This window comes from Bradyrhizobium sp. NAS80.1 (genome assembly GCF_001908205.1).
Classification (GTDB): Bacteria; Pseudomonadota; Alphaproteobacteria; order Rhizobiales; family Xanthobacteraceae; genus Bradyrhizobium.
The window spans coordinates 1-15,909 of record NZ_LGHL01000156.1 but is presented as its reverse complement, the minus strand read 5'-3'; the positions used below and the strand labels follow the sequence as shown (position 1 = coordinate 15,909).

General features: G+C 60.7%; 16 protein-coding genes and 1 pseudogene. 10 read left to right on the top strand and 7 right to left on the bottom strand.

Annotated elements, in window-relative coordinates; translation table 11 throughout:
* Positions 1-434: 434 nt before the first annotated feature.
* Complete coding sequence (locus AC629_RS31680) at positions 435-1,028, bottom strand: alpha/beta hydrolase (protein ID WP_084808758.1); 594 nt, start codon at positions 1,026-1,028, stop codon at positions 435-437.
* A 555-nt stretch (positions 1,029-1,583) separates the two neighbouring features.
* Positions 1,584-1,880 (bottom strand): DUF1127 domain-containing protein, encoded by a 297-nt coding sequence (locus tag AC629_RS31675; protein ID WP_084808757.1) that lies wholly within the window; start codon positions 1,878-1,880, stop codon positions 1,584-1,586.
* 171 nt (positions 1,881-2,051) lie between these two features.
* On the opposite strand from AC629_RS31675, the gene AC629_RS31670 reads away from it, so the two are divergent.
* On the top strand, positions 2,052-3,323 hold the full coding sequence (locus tag AC629_RS31670) for a winged helix-turn-helix domain-containing protein (protein WP_245332053.1): 1,272 nt from the start codon (positions 2,052-2,054) through the stop codon (positions 3,321-3,323).
* Between the two features lie 194 nt (positions 3,324-3,517).
* Here AC629_RS31670 and AC629_RS31665 read toward each other — a convergent pair.
* From AC629_RS31665 to AC629_RS31655, 3 genes and pseudogenes are all read right to left on the bottom strand, one after another.
* A pseudogene (locus AC629_RS31665) lies at positions 3,518-4,422 on the bottom strand (SMP-30/gluconolactonase/LRE family protein).
* Complete coding sequence (locus AC629_RS31660; RefSeq protein WP_084808756.1) at positions 4,419-5,591, bottom strand: M24 family metallopeptidase; 1,173 nt, start codon at positions 5,589-5,591, stop codon at positions 4,419-4,421. The pseudogene AC629_RS31665 and the gene AC629_RS31660 overlap by 4 nt, the downstream one beginning before the upstream one ends.
* Before the next feature lie 50 nt (positions 5,592-5,641).
* On the bottom strand, positions 5,642-6,301 hold the full coding sequence (locus tag AC629_RS31655) for a GntR family transcriptional regulator (RefSeq protein ID WP_084808755.1): 660 nt from the start codon (positions 6,299-6,301) through the stop codon (positions 5,642-5,644).
* A gap of 228 nt (positions 6,302-6,529) precedes the next feature.
* Here AC629_RS31655 and AC629_RS31650 point away from each other — a divergent pair, with 228 nt between their 5' ends.
* The 8 genes from AC629_RS31650 (at position 6,530) to AC629_RS31620 (ending at position 13,242) form a co-directional block, all read left to right on the top strand.
* Positions 6,530-7,546 carry a TRAP transporter substrate-binding protein gene (locus tag AC629_RS31650; protein ID WP_084808754.1) on the top strand — a complete coding sequence of 339 codons (1,017 nt, stop codon included), beginning with the start codon at positions 6,530-6,532 and terminating at the stop codon, positions 7,544-7,546.
* A gap of 75 nt (positions 7,547-7,621) precedes the next feature.
* Positions 7,622-8,131, top strand: coding sequence for a TRAP transporter small permease (locus AC629_RS31645; protein ID WP_084808753.1), 510 nt, complete (start codon positions 7,622-7,624; stop codon positions 8,129-8,131).
* A 55-nt stretch (positions 8,132-8,186) separates the two neighbouring features.
* Positions 8,187-9,467: a TRAP transporter large permease gene (locus AC629_RS31640; RefSeq protein ID WP_084808752.1), complete on the top strand. Its 1,281-nt coding sequence runs from the start codon at positions 8,187-8,189 to the stop codon at positions 9,465-9,467.
* 32 nt (positions 9,468-9,499) lie between these two features.
* The gene (locus tag AC629_RS31635) at positions 9,500-9,994 is read left to right on the top strand and encodes a type II 3-dehydroquinate dehydratase (RefSeq protein ID WP_084808751.1); all 495 of its coding nucleotides are present in this window, start codon (positions 9,500-9,502) and stop codon (positions 9,992-9,994) included.
* A 14-nt stretch (positions 9,995-10,008) separates the two neighbouring features.
* Positions 10,009-10,665, top strand: coding sequence for a hypothetical protein (locus tag AC629_RS31630; RefSeq protein ID WP_084808750.1), 657 nt, complete (start codon positions 10,009-10,011; stop codon positions 10,663-10,665).
* Positions 10,665-11,318 (top strand): sugar phosphate isomerase/epimerase family protein, encoded by a 654-nt coding sequence (locus AC629_RS31625; protein ID WP_210419134.1) that lies wholly within the window; start codon positions 10,665-10,667, stop codon positions 11,316-11,318. Before AC629_RS31630 ends, AC629_RS31625 begins: the two co-directional genes overlap by 1 nt.
* Complete coding sequence (locus AC629_RS47840) at positions 11,294-11,476, top strand: hypothetical protein (protein WP_210419133.1); 183 nt, start codon at positions 11,294-11,296, stop codon at positions 11,474-11,476. Before AC629_RS31625 ends, AC629_RS47840 begins: the two co-directional genes overlap by 25 nt.
* A 17-nt stretch (positions 11,477-11,493) precedes the next feature.
* Positions 11,494-13,242, top strand: a complete 1,749-nt coding sequence (locus tag AC629_RS31620; RefSeq protein WP_084808749.1) for an FAD-dependent oxidoreductase — start codon at positions 11,494-11,496, stop codon at positions 13,240-13,242.
* A 572-nt stretch (positions 13,243-13,814) separates the two neighbouring features.
* On the opposite strand, the gene AC629_RS31615 is transcribed toward AC629_RS31620, so the two are convergent.
* Positions 13,815-13,994, bottom strand: a complete 180-nt coding sequence (locus AC629_RS31615; protein WP_084808748.1) for a hypothetical protein — start codon at positions 13,992-13,994, stop codon at positions 13,815-13,817.
* Positions 13,995-14,153: 159 nt separating this feature from the next.
* On the opposite strand from AC629_RS31615, the gene AC629_RS47190 reads away from it, so the two are divergent.
* A complete protein-coding gene (locus AC629_RS47190) occupies positions 14,154-14,312 on the top strand; it encodes a hypothetical protein (protein WP_168195622.1) in 159 nt (52 codons plus the stop codon).
* A 402-nt stretch (positions 14,313-14,714) separates the two neighbouring features.
* On the opposite strand, the gene AC629_RS31610 is transcribed toward AC629_RS47190, so the two are convergent.
* Positions 14,715-15,563 (bottom strand): hypothetical protein, encoded by an 849-nt coding sequence (locus tag AC629_RS31610; RefSeq protein WP_245332052.1) that lies wholly within the window; start codon positions 15,561-15,563, stop codon positions 14,715-14,717.
* Positions 15,564-15,909 lie beyond the last annotated feature (346 nt).

The window sequence follows — 15,909 nt, the reverse complement described above, 5'->3', positions numbered from 1 at the left end:
CCGTTTTCAAAAAGGTTCGTCCGCCGGGATCGGCTCTAACACAGGGCCGAGCACCTCTCTGAGCCCGGCGGCCACTACTTCCGCTATTGGCCCGAAGCGGCGGTCCCGGAATGTCTGCTCTAGCGCCGCTGTTGGGGGCTAAGCGGACATCCAGCCAAGCGACCGAAATTGACGCGACTGACCAAGTTAGGGCTGCCCGACATCTGCACGCCGAGGCGCGATAGAAGAAGCTATTCGTCCTCGGCCCTCTGAACCCCCAAACTCGCAAGCGCGCCCAACTTAAAGCACGAAATGAAGAATGTAATTCTCGCCGCGTTTCGATCTTTCGTGTTTCTACACAGCCAGGACCCATTTGAGACATGGTTGACTTTCTTCGGGAACCTTGAGGAGTCGGTCGGTTGAGCCGAAAAGGCGGAACCGTGATGGATTCCTATTCACGTCGGCACAAGCTTCATCATCGCGAGCGCCGCGCGACCATTGGGTCCATACGGATTGCCAAGCGATTCCGCCATCTCCAGATGATGATAGTTAGGTGATTCGATCACTTGCAAATCTTTACCCGCCGCTTTGACTGCAGCGGCGAAGTCACGGCTCTGGCGCTGAAAGTCGGGGCTCTCGAGCGTGCCAAATGTGACAGTGATCGGCGCGTGTAGCTTATCGATGTGCCGCTTTGGGCTCATAGCATCAGCCAACGGGTCGGTGAAGTTTACGTAGCTGCGGCGCCACGAGAGGCGCACAGGCGTCATGTCGTACAAGCCGCTCATGCATAATCCGCCCTTCACTGTGTTTTCAGGAAGCCCGAACTCCTTCTGCCAGTCCGTGGTGAGGGCGACGGCACAGAGGTGACCACCCGAAGAGTGGCCTCCAACAAAGATGCGCTCCGGATCGCCATCGAAGCTCGCGGCATTCTTGTAGACCCAAGCGATGCCCTTCCGCACCTGGGCCGCCATCGTCCCGAGGTCCCCACTGGCCTCCTTGATGGCAATGAAATCCAGCGCCACATAGTGCGCGCCAGCGTTGATGAACATTCGGCGGGATAGCCGTACCCGGCTGCTGAGCCCACTAGCCAATTGCCGCCATGGATAAAGACGAACACTGGCGCTTTGCGCCGGCTGGCTCGGTAAATATCGAGCTTCTCGATTTCCGTCGGCCCATACGCTACGCGCTGCGGCGCACCGATACGCGCGCGCATGGCTTCACTGTTGCTGCCCAGACGTTTGCCCACATCGGTGATAAGAGGTTCGTAGTAAGTTTGATCGTAGGACGCATCGAGTTCGAGCTGGTCGTAATCCAAGAAGACCGGCTGCCCTTTGTGATGCGGCGGTGGTCCCACCTGACATCCTTCGGCGAAGGCTGGCGTCGCCGCAACAGCGGCGGCCGTTCCGAGTATAACTCTGCGGCTGATTTGCTTCATTTGAACCTCCCCACTGCCGAACAACCTCGTGGCGGCGATATGGCAACATACCGGTCGGGCAAATGTCTGCCCCTGGCCCCTGGCGTCGTTTTGATGCAACGCAGTGGTATGACCGGAGTTGGGGTAGACCGGAGGCGGCCCGACCACGCTCAAGACGAAGCGATGACCCCTATCGGAAGTCGGTGGGCCCAATCTGGCCGTCCACCGTTGGCAGATATCGCAGCCATTCGCCGAATCGGATGCCGCGCGGGTCAATACCTCGGTGCGAGGCGACATAGTCGATCTCGCTGCGTGTGGTGCCGATATCCATCAGTTCTCCGTCACTTAGGTCGGACAAAATGGCGCTCAATTTTTGGCGTTCGCGGCGCTCCTGAAAGGCATCCCAACATTTCCAGATGAAGCTGGAGACATACCGGGTCGATACGGATGTCCATTCCAGCCACTTGGTGCCGTGCGCCGTGGTCATTGCGATGTCTCCTGGGCGGTGTTTTTCCACCGGCACGAGGATGCCGCGAGATCGGCGAGTACTCTTGACTGGCAGCTTACATTTTCCTCACCGGCAGCTTAATCTTGCGACTTCCAGCTAGGCCAAAGCGCTACCCGGTTATGGGAGCCCTCATCCAACGGGATTCGCATTTTGCGCTATCTCTTCGAGGAGTACGTATTCGACACTGACCGGCGCGAGCTGCATCGCGGGGCGGACGTCGTCTCCGTCGCACCACAGGTGTTCGATCTGCTTGATTACCTGATCCGCAACAGGGAGCGCGTCGTCAGTAAAGACGACCTCATCAATGCTGTTTGGAATGGGCGCAGCGTTTCGGATGCAGCACTGACGACCCGACTGAATGGCGCCCGAAGCGCAATCGGCGATTCTGGGGAGGAACAGCGCCTGATCAAGACGTTACAGCGCAAGGGATTCCGTTTCGTCGGAGAGGTGCGGGAGGCGCGAGAAGTTGCCAGCCCAAATCCCGGCGATGAGTCCGCGAGCGCTCTTGCGCTCCCCGACAGGCCCTCCCTCGCCGTGCTGCCGTTCGAGAACATGAGCGGCGATCCCGAGCAGGAGTATTTTGCGGATGGAATGGTTGAGGAGATTACTACGGCGCTCTCGCGGTTCAAATCGCTGTTCGTGATCGCTCGCAATTCGAGCTTCACCTTTAAAGGCAAAGCCGTCGATATCAAGGAGGTCGGACGCAGGCTTGGCGTGCGCTATGTCCTTGAGGGGGCTGTTCGCAAGGCGTCGGGCAAAGTCCGCATCACAGGGCAGTTGATCGATGCGGTCACTGGCGCGCACATCTGGACGGACAGGTTTGAGCGTGACCTGACAGACATTTTTGCTCTCCAGGACGAAGTCACGGTCGCCGTTGTCTCAGCCATCCAGCCAAAATTGCTTCAAGCAGAAATTGCAATATCGACGCGGCGGCGACCGGAGAACCTCACCACATATGATTATTATCTCCGCGCCCTGCAGCAGTTTTACCTAGCGACCCGTGAAGGGTTGGCCGAGGCGATCAGGTTTGCTCACCGCGCCTTGGAGTTAGACCCTCGGTTCGACTTAGTCGCGGCTCTAGCAGGTGCCTGTCACACGCAAAACGTCATTTGGGGCTATGCTGACGATCCCCAATTTGACCGCAAAGAAGCTGTTCGGCTTTCTCGCTTGGCATTGAGCGTCGACGATGATGATCCGCAAACGTTAGCCCTGGCTGCTGTGAACTCGGCATTCTTGGTCGGCGACAGTGAACGTGAGATCGAAATGGCGGACCGGGCGGCCACGCTCAACCCCAATTCATTTGGCGCATGGAGCAGCAGAGGCCAAGTATACAGAATTTCGCGATGGCCTGTATGCCTGCTGCCTATGACATGGCGCGCGACCGTGGCCGATCTACAAAGACTTGGCTTTCGACGGCCTTAATCTTTGGGCCGTTTGCGCTTCTGGCGCTGCTCATTCTAGGCCGCGCTCGAACGTCAGCATCCCACTGAAGCACCGCACTTCCGCAATGGGTCAATCGCGCCGTTTGGGCCGCGGGTCGATTACTTCCGGTCTACCCCGAAGAGCAGACATTTGCGGTGTCCAAAGCCACGTCGCATATGGGCCAACCGCGGGCATCAGCAGGGCGCCAAGTCAGAATGAGCTGACAAGAATCGGTGTTCCGCAAGCCCCTGCGCGACCCCTTGAATGGCAAGAACATGACCGGCCTGAGATTCGATGGGTAACCGCTGCTGGTCCAGGAATTTTCTGGCCGTCGTTACGAATAGTGTCTTGAGATCGCTGCCGCCAAAGCACAGGCACGTCGGATTGCTCACAGGCAGCGGGATAACGGTGTCGATCTGCCCATCCGGCCGATACCGCACTACCCGGCCGCCCGAAAAGAAAGCCGTCCACAGCCCACCGGCAACATCGACGCAGGCGCCGTCGGGTCTCTCCTGCGAGGCGCTGTAATCCGCAAACAAGCGTCTATTGCGGATCACACCGTCGTCTAGATCGAAGTCGAACATCCAGGTGCAGTATCGCCGCGTGTCCGTGAAATAGAGAGTGCGATTGTCCGGCGAGAACGCGATCCCGTTGGTGACGATGACGTCGCCGAACATGTGCGCCACCTGACCGTCGCCGGTCACGCGATACAGCGAGCCGTTCGGACGATGCTGGTGCCGATCCACAGGCGGCCGCGCGCGTCCACGCGGCCGTCGTTGAGCCGGTTGTCCAGGCCGCTTTCGACGTCACAGAATTGGACAGGAGGAACATCGTCGGAAGCGCGACTGTAGAGACGCAAATCCTGCGCGAGTAGATGCGAGCCGTCCGCCGTCAAGGCCTGGCTGCCGAGGAATTGGCAATCGTAGGAGGAAACGTGGTGAGCGCCCGTTGCCGGATCGAAGGATTGATGCAGCCTGCCGTCGATGTCGACCCACCACAGCTTGCGGGACCGGTCGCACCACAGTGGCGTCTCGCCGAGAATATCCGCGCTGGCGACCGCGGTCTCGACCCTGTGCGGGGAAATCGAATTCGTAGTCATGCCGGAATCCGATTCCAGCCGCGCCCGCTGTCGCCAAAGGCCTGATAACCGTCCGAGGTCACAGCGATGGTATCCTCGAGCTTGATGAAGCCTCGTCGCGGGTGGGGCAACGTGGTCTCGATCGAGATGACCATGCCGGCCTCCAAAGGCGCGTTGGCGTCGTCGGCGGGGTAGGGAATGGGGCCGCTCGCCGTCAGGCGCGGCGCTTCGTGGCTGACGATGCCCATGCCATGGGCGACGAAGTGCATCTGTTTGCCGTGAGGGGACCGCGCCAGTGCTTCGTTCGCGGCGGCGTAGATATCGCCGCCGATGAGACCCGCCCGTATCGGTGCGCGGGCCGCCTGCTGGATCAGGTCGATCTCCACGAGGAGATCGACGAGCTCATCGTCGGGAGCTCCGTGCACGGCCATGCGGCAGAGGTCGCCGATGTACCCCCTGAAATTGCCGCCCGAATCCAGCGACACGATGTCGCCCGGTTCGAGCCGCTGCTCCGACGGAGCTCGATTGAGACTCGTCCCCATCGTCACGAGGGCGTATTCGAAGATCATGTCGCGGGACAGTTCGGCCTGTCGCAGATGAGCGATGATCTCGCGCTTGCTGTGTCCGGGGCGGGTGTGGTTGACCGCGTCCATCATCGAGGCGACCACCCACTCTGACGCCTCGCGCAGGATTTCCAGCTCGCCAGCAGTCTTGATCGAACGCAGTTTTTCGAGCGGACGCATCGCCTCGACGAGCTGGCAATCGGGAAGGTCCCTGCCTAGCACGTCCGCTGCATCGGCGGGCAGGAACGACATCTCCGCCCCAACACGAAGCGCAGGCGTTGCGACGGACTTTAGATGCTTGAGGGCGAGCGTCATCGCCTCGACTGCGGTTGACGATCCGAACACGACCGGCGGCATCCAATATCCGGCGTTCGTTCGGTTCAGAACGCTGTCCCGCTCGTTCCGGTTGGCAATATAGGCCGACCTGTCCGGCGCGCCCTTCACGTAGACGAAGACGGGCAGGTACCGGCTGATGCCGATGGCTTCCATGTGATCGAACTGGAAGTGATAGTACCCGCCGAGAAGGTACTGAATGTTGTGCTTCGAGGTGACGATCAGGACGTCGATGCCGAAGTCGTCGAGCAAGCCGTCAAGCCTGGTCGTGGAGAACGGAATGTTGGCGTGCATCTACCGTTCTTCTTCGTCGACGACTTGAACTTTTTGGCGGGCGAGGGCGGTCAGCTGTCCTTCCAGGAGGACAGGGCATGCGCGACGCAGCCATTGATGTGCTCGCTGAGGACGGTCCTGGCTCTCTTGATGTCCCGCTTCAGGGCGCATTCCAGCAATGCCTTGTGCTGGTTGATGGTCTCCGTGCCCCGATAGCGCAGCGCATAGCGGAAGTATTTGTCGAAGACGATCGCGTGGGTGTGCATCAACTCGCGCGACCCGCAGCTCGAGATCAGCGCCTGGTGGAACTCGCCGTCATAGCGCTTGCGCAATTCGGGATCGTCGCCTTCTGCAAGGACGGTGCGTTCGGTCGCCGCAAGCTTGTGATGCGCTGAGACCACACGTCCCTCCCACTCGACGTCGCCGGCACGGAACGACTCGGCCATCGCGTGATGCTCGAGCAGGATGCGCAGATCCGCGAGCTCGCGCAGGTTCTGGATCGAGATCGGCGCCACCTCGAATCCACGCTGGCCTTCGGCAACAACAAAACCCTCGGACGTCAGACGATTGAGGATCTCACGCAGCGTGCTGATGCTGACGCCGTAATCTTCCTTCATGGCATCGAGCTTGAGACGTCCGGATGGCGTGAGCACGCCGAAGATGATGTCGGACCGGATGCGCTGATAACCGCTGTCGCCCGCCGACAGGGGCCGTTCCTCAACCGACGTCATGCTCTCTAATCCCGCTTGTCCGGACTGCCGGCCATCCCTCAGGAGGCTGAACCATCAATGTTGCCAGCAATATAGCAAACTTTTGGCATCAGACATATATAGAAATCTCAGATGAAAGTGAGATTGTCGTTTGACATCGAAATATATGTATGATGTGTAAATAAGCTGAGGGTACAGAAAACAATGGCTTAAGCCGCCGTTCGTGCCCCAGCGAACAGGGAGGAAACGATGAGCTTGTTGGTACGGGCGCTGTCAGCGACGGCGATCTGCGTGGCGCTGACGGTCGGTGCAGCCGCTGAGGACATTCAGGAGCGCACGATCAGGTGGGGCCACCTGAACAACACCGATCACCCCGTCAGCTTTGGCGTGCAAAAATTTGCCGAGATCCTGCTGGCGAAGAGCGGGGGCAAGATGAAGATCCGCGAGTTCGCGGCCTCACAGCTCGGCAACGAATTGCAGCAACAATCAGCGCTGCGCGGCGGCACGCAGGAGATGCTGTCGGCCTCGACGACATCGCTCGCGACCGTCATTCCGGAGTTCGGCCTCGTCGATTTCCCGTTCCTCTTCAACACGACCGAACAGGCCGACGTTCTGGCGACCGGCAAATTTGGCAAGGCGATGCTCGATACATTGCCATCGAAGGGGCTGATTGGTCTCGGATATTGGGGCCTGGGCTTCCGCAACGTCACCAACAGCACTCGCCCCATCACCAAGCTTGAGGACTTCAGCGGCCTCAAGCTTCGCGTGATTCCGAACCCGGTCTATCTCGAAACCTTCGGTGCCTTTAAGGCCAATCCGGTCCCAATGGCTTTCGGTGAGCTGTATTCGGCGCTGGAGACCCGCACCGTCGACGGCGAGGAGAATCCATACACGGTCATCCTCTCCAACAAATTCTACGAAGTGCAGAAATACGTCTCCGCCACAAATCACACCTTCACCCTAAACATCATTCTGGTGAGCAAGGCATTCTGGGACAAGCTGTCGCCGACCGAGCAGCGCCTGATGCACGAGGCTTATGAAGAAAGCCGCGGCTATCAGAAGGAGCAGACGCGCCTGCAGACCGAAAAGGCCCTGGCCGAATTGCAGGCCAAGGGCATGCAGTACAACGCGATCGCTCCCGAAGAGACCGACCGCATGCGCAAGACGGCGCAACCCGTCGCGGACAAGATCTCGGCCAACCTTCGTTCCGATACGGTGAAGCTCTTCAACGACGAGGTCGAGCGTATCCGCAAGGAAGTGAAGTAGTCGACCACTCCATCACACAGGCGGCAGAGCCGGCCTATGGCCGGCTCACGCCCCTCATTTGCCTGGACGTCACGCATGGCTCGAGCTCTCGACCTCTATTGCACGTTCCTGAAAGCCGTCATTGCCGCGAGTCTCGCGGTCATGGTGGTCCTGGTCTTCGGCAACGTGGTCCTGCGTTACGGCTTCAACTCCGGGATCACGATTTCCGAGGAGCTGTCGCGCTGGCTCCTGGTCTGGCTGACCTTCCTCGGCGCCATCGTCGCGTTGCGCGAGCACGCCCATCTCGGCGTCGACACCCTGGTCCGGATACTGCCGGCCTCCGGCAAGCGCATCTGCTTCGTCATCAACTATTGCCTGATGTTGTTTGCCGACTGGCTGCTGCTCTCGGGAAGCTGGCGCCAGACCATCATCAACATTGACGACCGCGCACCGGCCACCGGTCTTTCCATCGGCATCTTCTACGCGGTCGGCGTGATTTTTGGCGTGTCAGCCGCAATTATCCTTCTCTACGACCTGTACCGGGTGATCAGCGGGCAGGGGACCGAAGAGGAGATGGTGGCTGTCAGGGAATCGGAGGAGCAGTGATGTCCGACATCGCCGCCGTGTCCGTTCATCCCCATCGCGTCACCTGGATCATGCCATGACGATCGCTGTCTTCACGTTCTCGTTGCTCGGCGCCATGGCGCTGGGCATGCCGATCGCCTTTGCACTCCTCATCTGCGGCGTCGCCCTGATGAGTACGATCGACATGTTCGACTCCCAGATTGTGGCGCAGAACGTCATCAACGGCGCCGACAGTTTTCCGCTGATGGCCATTCCCTTCTTCATGCTCGCCGGCGAGATCATGAACAAGGGAGGGCTGGCCAAGCGCATCGTCAACGTTGCCCTCGTTGCGGTCGGGCATTTCCGGGGCGGTTTGGGCTACGTCACGATCATGGCGGCCTGTATCTTGTCGTCGCTGTCAGGGTCCGCCGCGGCCGACGCAGCCGCGCTCGCAGCGTTGCTGGTGCCGATGATGGTGGCAGCGGGACACAAGAAGACCTACGCGGCGGGTCTTGTGGCCGCTGGCGGCGTCATCGGCCCAGTCATCCCGCCCAGCATCGGTTTCGTGATCTTCGGCGTTGCCGCCAACGTATCGATCTCCAAGCTGTTTCTCGCCGGCATCGTTCCCGGCCTCCTGCTTGGATTGGGCCTCTGCGCCGCCTGGTATTGGGTCGTGCGCAAGGAGAACCTGTCGCCGCCGCCGAGGGCCTCGCTACGCGAAATCCTCCACGCCATCGTCGACGGTTTCTGGGCGCTCATGCTGCCAGGGATCATCATCGTGGGCCTGCGCTTCGGCATCTTCACGCCGACCGAGGCCGGCGTCGTTGTCGCCGTCTATTCGCTGTTCGTCGCGACCTGCATCTATCGCGAGCTCAAATGGTCGGAGGTTTACGCCGTTCTGGTGTCGTCTGCCGTGACGACGAGCGTCGTCATGTTCCTCGTCGCCGCAGCGCTGGTGTCGTCCTGGCTCATCACGGTGTCCGAGATCTCCGCCCAGGTCGTCGATCTCCTGAAGCCCTTCATGGGAAACAATACGATCCTGATGCTCGCGATCATGGTGGTCGTGGTGATCGTAGGCACGGCGCTCGACATGACGCCGACGATCCTTATCCTGACGCCGATCCTCATGCCGATCATCAAGGCGGCGCACATCGACCCTGTCTATTTCGGCGTACTCTTCATCATCAACAATTCGATCGGTCTCATCACGCCACCGGTCGGCATCGTGCTCAACGTCGTCTGCGGCGTCTCCAGGATCAGCATGGAGGATATCATCAAAGGCGTCTGGCCCTTCATGATCGCGCAGCTGATCGTTCTGTTCGCGATGGTGCTGTTCCCGGGACTGGTGACGATCCCGGCCAAATGGTTTGGCGGCTAGTCGCGTTGGCAAAGGAAAACGAGGGACCAATAATGACCGCACGGATTATGATCCTCAATGGACCAAATCTCAATTTCCTCGGCATCAGGGAGCCGCACATCTATGGCTCGACGACACTGAAGCAGATCGAGGACAGCTGCCAGGCCCTGGCCAGTCAACTCGGCGTTTCGATCTCGTTCCACCAGTCCAACATGGAAGGCGAGCTCGTCAACCTGGTCCAGTCCGCCCATGGCAAGGCGGATGCGATCATCATGAACCCAGCGGCCTATTCCTTCACGTCGATCGCGCTGATCGATGCGTTGAAGATCTTCGAGGGCGTGAAGATCGAGGTCCACATCTCGAACATTCATGCCCGCGACGAGCTTCACCGCCACTCCATCACGTCGAGCGCCTGCACGGCGGTCATTTGCGGTTTGGGCCCATACGGCTATCTTGCCGCGATCCTGGCGGCCGTTCAGCGGCTCGGACAATTGCCTGAAAAGATCCCGTCGGCTCTTCACGGGCTTGCGGCCGCCGGCAAGACGTAGCAGGGAGAGCGGAGATGCGCGGAGCGGGATTTCTCGCCATCTGGAGCGACGTCGCGGCGGACGACCTGACCGATTACCGGCACTGGCTGACGCGCGAGCACACGACCGAGCGCGTGACGACCAAAGGCTTCCTGGCATCGCGTGTGTTCCGCGCGGCCAGGGAGGACATCAGCCGCTTCTTCATCCTGTACGAGCTGGAAGCACCCGAAGTCCTCGATGGCAAGGCCTACCTGGCGCGCCTCAACGCGCCGACGCCGTGGTCGCAGCGCATCATGCCAAAGCTTGGCAATTTCATGCGGGGCGGGGGCATGATGGTCGCACGGGCAGGGCGGGGCGAGGGGGCCACGATCATGGCGCTTCGGATCGAGACATTGCCTGGAGACCCCACGAAATTGGCTCAGGCGCTCGTTGCGTGCGACGGGGTCGCCGCAGTGCAGATCGGAGCGACCGACGAGGCCCGGACGTCGGTACCGACGGCTGAGAAGGGCATGCGGAAGAACGAGGGCTTCTTCGCGGGGCTTCTGTTGATCGAGGCGCTCGACGTGGCCTCATTGCAGGCCGCCTTGCAGCAGGCGCGCGCGATTTCGCCTGACGTCCTGGACGGGGCGAGCGAGCCTGAGATCTACCACAGCATGTTTGCGCTCGACGCCCGCATCGCGGATTATGGCTGATGGCAAATTTCTCGCTCGCCGCGCTGACCGTGCTCGAGCTTCCGCCGCCCGAGATGATCGAACTGGCGGCACGCTGCGGCTACGAACAAGTCGGGCTCAGGCTGTCGCCCGCGACGCCCGGAGGGGTCGCCTATCGCCTGATGGACGATGCGCTGCTCTTGAGGGAAACGCTGCAGCGGTTGCAGTCGACGGGCGTGACCGTCGCCGATCTCGAGGTCGTTGCATTCAGGCCGGAGACCGACGTCGCATCCTTCACCCCCTTCTTCGAGACAGGCGCGCGCCTCGGCGCCAAGTACATCCTCGTCGCGGCCTACGATCCCGACTTGGTGCGATTTTCGGATCGCTACCGGCAGTTTTGCGAAGCCGCGGCAAAGTATGGGCTGACCTCCGATCTTGAATTCATGCCGTGGACCAGCGTTCCGGACCTGAAGACCGCGATGCGGATCGTCGCCGAGATCGATCATCCCGCCGCCGGTATCCTGGTCGATGCGCTGCATTTCGATCGATCGCAAAGCTCGCTTGCGGATCTCCGCAGGCGCAGCGGCTTCACTACTGGCAGCTCTGCGACGGCCCGGCCGAGCGTCCGACCACGACGGAGCAGCTCATCCATGCCGCGCGAGAGGAGCGGATGTTTCCCGGCGAGGGCAGCATAGACCTCGTCGGACTGACGAAGGCGATGCCGGACAGCCTGACCATCAGCATCGAGGTCCCGACCGTAGAGCTGGCGAAAAGCGTTGGCGCCGAAACGCGGGCGCGCCGCGCGCTCGCGGCGGCCAAAACCCTGGTCGAGAGGGCGCACGCGGCTTCGTGAGAGGAGGGGTGATTGGGATGCCGCGAGGCGATCGCGCCTGGGATGTCGAGACCGATCTCCTGGTCATAGGCGCAGGTGCGGCCGGCATGACGGCCGCACTGGTGGCGGCCCTCGAGGGGCTCGATGTCATCCTTTGCGAAAAGTCCGAAATGGTCGGCGGGACGACCGCGACCTCCGCCGGGACCGTCTGGATACCGGGCAACCGGCAAGGACAGCTTGCCGGAAGGCCTGACACGGTTGACGCCGCGCGCACTTATCTCGCCGGGATGCTCGGCGAGCACGCAACAGACGAACGCCTGGACACGTTCCTGAAACTTGGCCCAATTGTCCTCGATTATCTCGAACAGAAGACGAGCGTGCGGTTCGCGGCACCGCCGGTCCATCCCGATTACAAGCAGCTTCCGGGCGCAGCGACCGGCGGCCGCGCGCTCGGCGCCGTTCCGTTCGACGGCCGCAAGCTCGGCGATGATTTTGTTCGCGTCAGGCCGCCGCGCCGGGAATTCATGGTTCTCGGCGGCATGATGGTCGGAAAGGCGGACATTCCGGCGCTGCTGGCGCCCTTCCGCAACTGGACGAATTTTCGGCACGTCGCTGGCCTTCTCGCCCGGCATGCGCTGGATCGTATCAGCTACAGGCGCGGAACGCGCCTGATCATGGGCAATGCGCTGGTTGCAAGACTCTTGGACAGCATCCGTCGCGCCAGCGTCGGACTGCGATTTGAGACGGGGCTTCGCGAGATCATCCGCGATGGCGATGATGTCGTCGGTGCCGTCCTCGCGTCGCCGAGCGGAGAAGTGGCCATACGCGCCCGCAAGGGCGTTGTGTTGGCAACAGGTGGCATCGGCTGGAGCCGCGAACTTCGAGAACGGTTGTTTCCAGATGCCGCGCGACGATTTTCGCTCGCACCTTCCTCCAACACCGGAGACGGGATCCTGGCGGCCGAGCGCGTCAGCGCCGCCATCGAGCGTGACCTCGACAGCCCGGCCTTGTGGATGCCGAGCTCGGTGATGGCGCAGGCGGACGGCCATGTGTCGGTCTTCCCGCACATCATGCTCGATCGCGCCAAGCCGGGACTGCTGGCCGTCAACAAATCCGGCTGCCGCTTCGTGAATGAGGCCGACTCCTACCACGACTTCGTCGAAGCGATGTTGCGTTCGAACGCTTCGGCCTCGTCAGCGACGCCGGCCTTCCTGATCTGCGATCATGCCTTCATCAAAGACTTTGGCATCGGGCTGGTTCATCCCGGCACCAAGAACTTGAACGAGTTCTTGCAAGCAAACTACTTGATCGAGGGGGAAACGATTGAAGCGTTGGCCGGCAATATCGGTGTTGATGGCGACCAGCTTGGCCAGACAGTTGAGCGATACAATCACTACGCCGAAACCGGTGTCGACGAAGACTTCGGCCGAGGGTCCAGCGAATTGAACCGGTTCAACGGCGATCCCCAGAGCAAGCCGAACCCTTGTCTGCGGCGGATCGGACCAGGACCGTACTATGCAGTCGCCGTTTGGCCGACGGATCTTGCCAGCAGCGCCGGCCTACGCACGGATGCATGCGCCCGGGTATTGTCTCGCGATGGGAACATACTGTCCGGGCTGTACGCAGCCGGCACCGATTCATCCTCGATCTTCCGCGGGACTTACCCAGGGCCAGGCACAATGATCGGCCCCGCCATCGTCTTTGGCTGGTGCGCCGCGATGGATGCTGCGGGGACTTTGCCGAAACTCATGGCCTCCTGCGACGGGCGAACGAAGGGTGAGGCGTAGGGTGGCTAATTCCAGGCGAGGTCTCTTTCGTTCGAAAAAACCCTTCTCGGCGCTTCTAGAAAATACCTAGGTGTCATTCGGCCTGACCCCCTAAGCCGGGGGATCGGCGTCCAAAATTTGAACGCCGATTGACAGCTGCAGGCGCAACTGCGGCAGAGGAGGCGCGCCAGATGACTCTCTCACTTCCTGCGCCTCAGCGCTGGTATGAAAATGTTGTCGGCGGCGTGAGGGTGTCGCTCTCCGTGAATGAAAAGGCCGCAGCGGCGGACCACTGCGGCCAACCGGGATCAAAAGTAAACGGCCAGCCCCGGAAGAACTAAACATACCGTGAAGTGCAATTTCATCCAAATCACGCTTGCAGTAGACTGAAGTACGTCAGTTTTCCCGACTGAGGGAGGGCTCGCCGGGGCTGGCTGATGGCGAGCCCTCAACCCCAAGCACGAGGCCGCGATCGCCCCGCGGGCCTCATTGCACGACCGATAGTCTGCATCCGATCACGTCAGATTCATGTCAAACCAATATCGAAATCTGGCGGGGCGCTTCTGACCGAGTGTGATCGAGCCAGCCTTCAATTACCGCTGATGGCCCAAGCCAAACCCCAATACGAGCGCCTTCTGACGCAGCGCGCCAACGCTGCGCTTCATCTCTTTCGAGATCTTCACAACGGGCGTCCGATCCTTCGAGTGCTTCTTGAGTGTCCGCAGCTCGGCTGGTGTCCACTCGCGGCGAATTACCTTTTTCTTCTTGGCCAACTTGGCGCTCCTTCAATGTTGAGGGGGCGCGGTCTAACACATGGCGCGTGGTGCGCAACTTGAAAGGATAACGCCCGGTTCGCACCGGGCGCTTAAGTCAATCATTCTGGCGGTGACGATGGCGTTCGTGCCGATTGTGGCGTTGAGCGAGACGGCCGCTTGAAGATCGCTCGCAAGTTGCGCGACGTCGGTTTCTTCGAGGAACGAACCTCTTCAAGCGGCGACATCGCCTACTGGGTCCCATTTGTCTACCGGCCCTATCTGCAAATGTCTCAGGGCAAGGTCGATCAGATATCTTCTCCGAAACTTCCCCTTTAGACGCGGCTCGGCACGCGCGTCCGATGATTTCTTCGAGAGATCATCGGAAAGCCGAGAGGCAGGGCTCTGGCTCGGTGAATGCCCGGAGCCGAAGCTTAGATCATGTTTAACAATCTTCTGCCGACCAGCTGGCGTGAGCGACCAATATACCGTCCCGCTTACGTAGTTGGCGCTCGTGACTGTCGCGAGGCCTGCTTGGTCTAAGCGATCGAGTGATATTTCAGAATACTGCTATTCCAAGTGCGCGGGCAATCAATCTTGTGTTTCGACTGTCAATGCCATCAGCTCGGAAGAGCTGGACTAGGACACGAGCGGTGTCATCTTTAAAAGATGGATGTCCTTGCTGAGGAGCTTGGGCTCGCAGCTCGGCATTCTCCTTTTCGAGGATTGCTACCCGCTGCTTTAGGATATCCACCTGTTCGCTGGCTGCGGTCGATTGATTGGAAGGGCGCGCTGCAGATTCGGGCGCACCGGATGATCATGCAGATCCTCGACGCGCAGCCGGACGGCCTGCGAGGGTCGTGCGCCAGTGACCGCCAAGGTGTCGGTCAGGAGTCCCAGTTGTCGATCGTGTCCATAGGCCGTGGCGACGAATTCGCGGATCTTGTCGTCTGAGAGGATGACGTTGCGCGCCCCCTGCGCATCCGGCAAGCCGGCGAGCCCAATCTGCCACGGTTGCCGGTCCTGAATGCGCTGATCATGCTGCGCGGCCAACTCCAGTGCGGCGCAGGCGCATCTGGAGAGCCGGTTGATCACGGCAGGGCCGATCTTGCTGAGCAAGCCATCTCGCCATTTCTTCAGTTCGCTCGCCGTGAGGAGCTGCACCGGCTTGGCAAGCAGCACCCTAGTCAAATGCACGCGCGGCCATTCGGCGTTGTAGGGATTGGCATTACGCGCTTCGAGATCGCGTTTGTAGTCCGTCAGCGCGTCATCGATGGTGACCGGTGCGGTGTCGGCGCTGCCATCCTTGCCGCGCGCCAGCTTCTTCGCCGCGTCCTGGGCCTCGTAGAATGTCAGCACATTCTTGCCGCTGCTGTCCTCGAAGTCGTCGGCGAGCGCGAATGCTTTCGTCCAATATGCTCCGTGGCCGTCGCTGGCCTTGAGCACCCATGTGCCGTTGGTCCCGTTGCGCCGGTACATCAACGAAACGCCGCGCGCGAGTGATGGGCCGTTATACGGTCGTCTGCGAACCTGCAATTTCAAACGCGCGCTGCGGCTTTCGAGTGCGCTGTGACGAACCTTGCGTGCCATGATCGTGTCCCGTGTCTCGCGAAGTGTCGCGATGACGTGTGTAAAAGCCGACAGAGGCTCATAGCATCACATGGGGATAATTGACGGCGTATCAATGGCTTAGACTCTCTATGCGGTTCTCTACAGTTCTATGCGCATCATTGTTTTCCCCTGCGCAGGGAGGGCCGTGTGTTGGGCTTCACCTGTATGCTGCTGTGCGGTCTCCTTGCGCTACATATTCGCGCAGCGGACCGCCGGTGCGAGCTGGCACCCGGCCTTCCCTGCGCCCTTGTGTCCTGAAAATCTGCCAGAATGTGCGAACGGGCGGTTGGATCAGAACCGCCCGTTGCTGGAGCTGAGCCCGTTG

What these genes read in the sequence shown, in the direction of transcription:
- AC629_RS31680 (WP_084808758.1), bottom strand. Translation starts at nt 1,028, where the DNA reads ATGTTCATCAACGCTGGCGCGCACTATGTGGCGCTGGATTTCATTGCC.
- AC629_RS31675 (WP_084808757.1), bottom strand. Translation starts at nt 1,880, where the DNA reads ATGACCACGGCGCACGGCACCAAGTGGCTGGAATGGACATCCGTATCG.
- AC629_RS31660 (WP_084808756.1), bottom strand. Translation starts at nt 5,591, where the DNA reads ATGCACGCCAACATTCCGTTCTCCACGACCAGGCTTGACGGCTTGCTC.
- AC629_RS31655 (WP_084808755.1), bottom strand. Translation starts at nt 6,301, where the DNA reads ATGACGTCGGTTGAGGAACGGCCCCTGTCGGCGGGCGACAGCGGTTAT.
- AC629_RS31650 (WP_084808754.1), top strand. Translation starts at nt 6,530, where the DNA reads ATGAGCTTGTTGGTACGGGCGCTGTCAGCGACGGCGATCTGCGTGGCG.
- AC629_RS31645 (WP_084808753.1), top strand. Translation starts at nt 7,622, where the DNA reads ATGGCTCGAGCTCTCGACCTCTATTGCACGTTCCTGAAAGCCGTCATT.
- AC629_RS31640 (WP_084808752.1), top strand. Translation starts at nt 8,187, where the DNA reads ATGACGATCGCTGTCTTCACGTTCTCGTTGCTCGGCGCCATGGCGCTG.
- AC629_RS31635 (WP_084808751.1), top strand. Translation starts at nt 9,500, where the DNA reads ATGACCGCACGGATTATGATCCTCAATGGACCAAATCTCAATTTCCTC.
- AC629_RS31630 (WP_084808750.1), top strand. Translation starts at nt 10,009, where the DNA reads ATGCGCGGAGCGGGATTTCTCGCCATCTGGAGCGACGTCGCGGCGGAC.
- AC629_RS31625 (WP_210419134.1), top strand. Translation starts at nt 10,665, where the DNA reads ATGGCAAATTTCTCGCTCGCCGCGCTGACCGTGCTCGAGCTTCCGCCG.
- AC629_RS47840 (WP_210419133.1), top strand. Translation starts at nt 11,294, where the DNA reads ATGTTTCCCGGCGAGGGCAGCATAGACCTCGTCGGACTGACGAAGGCG.
- AC629_RS31620 (WP_084808749.1), top strand. Translation starts at nt 11,494, where the DNA reads ATGCCGCGAGGCGATCGCGCCTGGGATGTCGAGACCGATCTCCTGGTC.
- AC629_RS31610 (WP_245332052.1), bottom strand. Translation starts at nt 15,563, where the DNA reads ATGGCACGCAAGGTTCGTCACAGCGCACTCGAAAGCCGCAGCGCGCGT.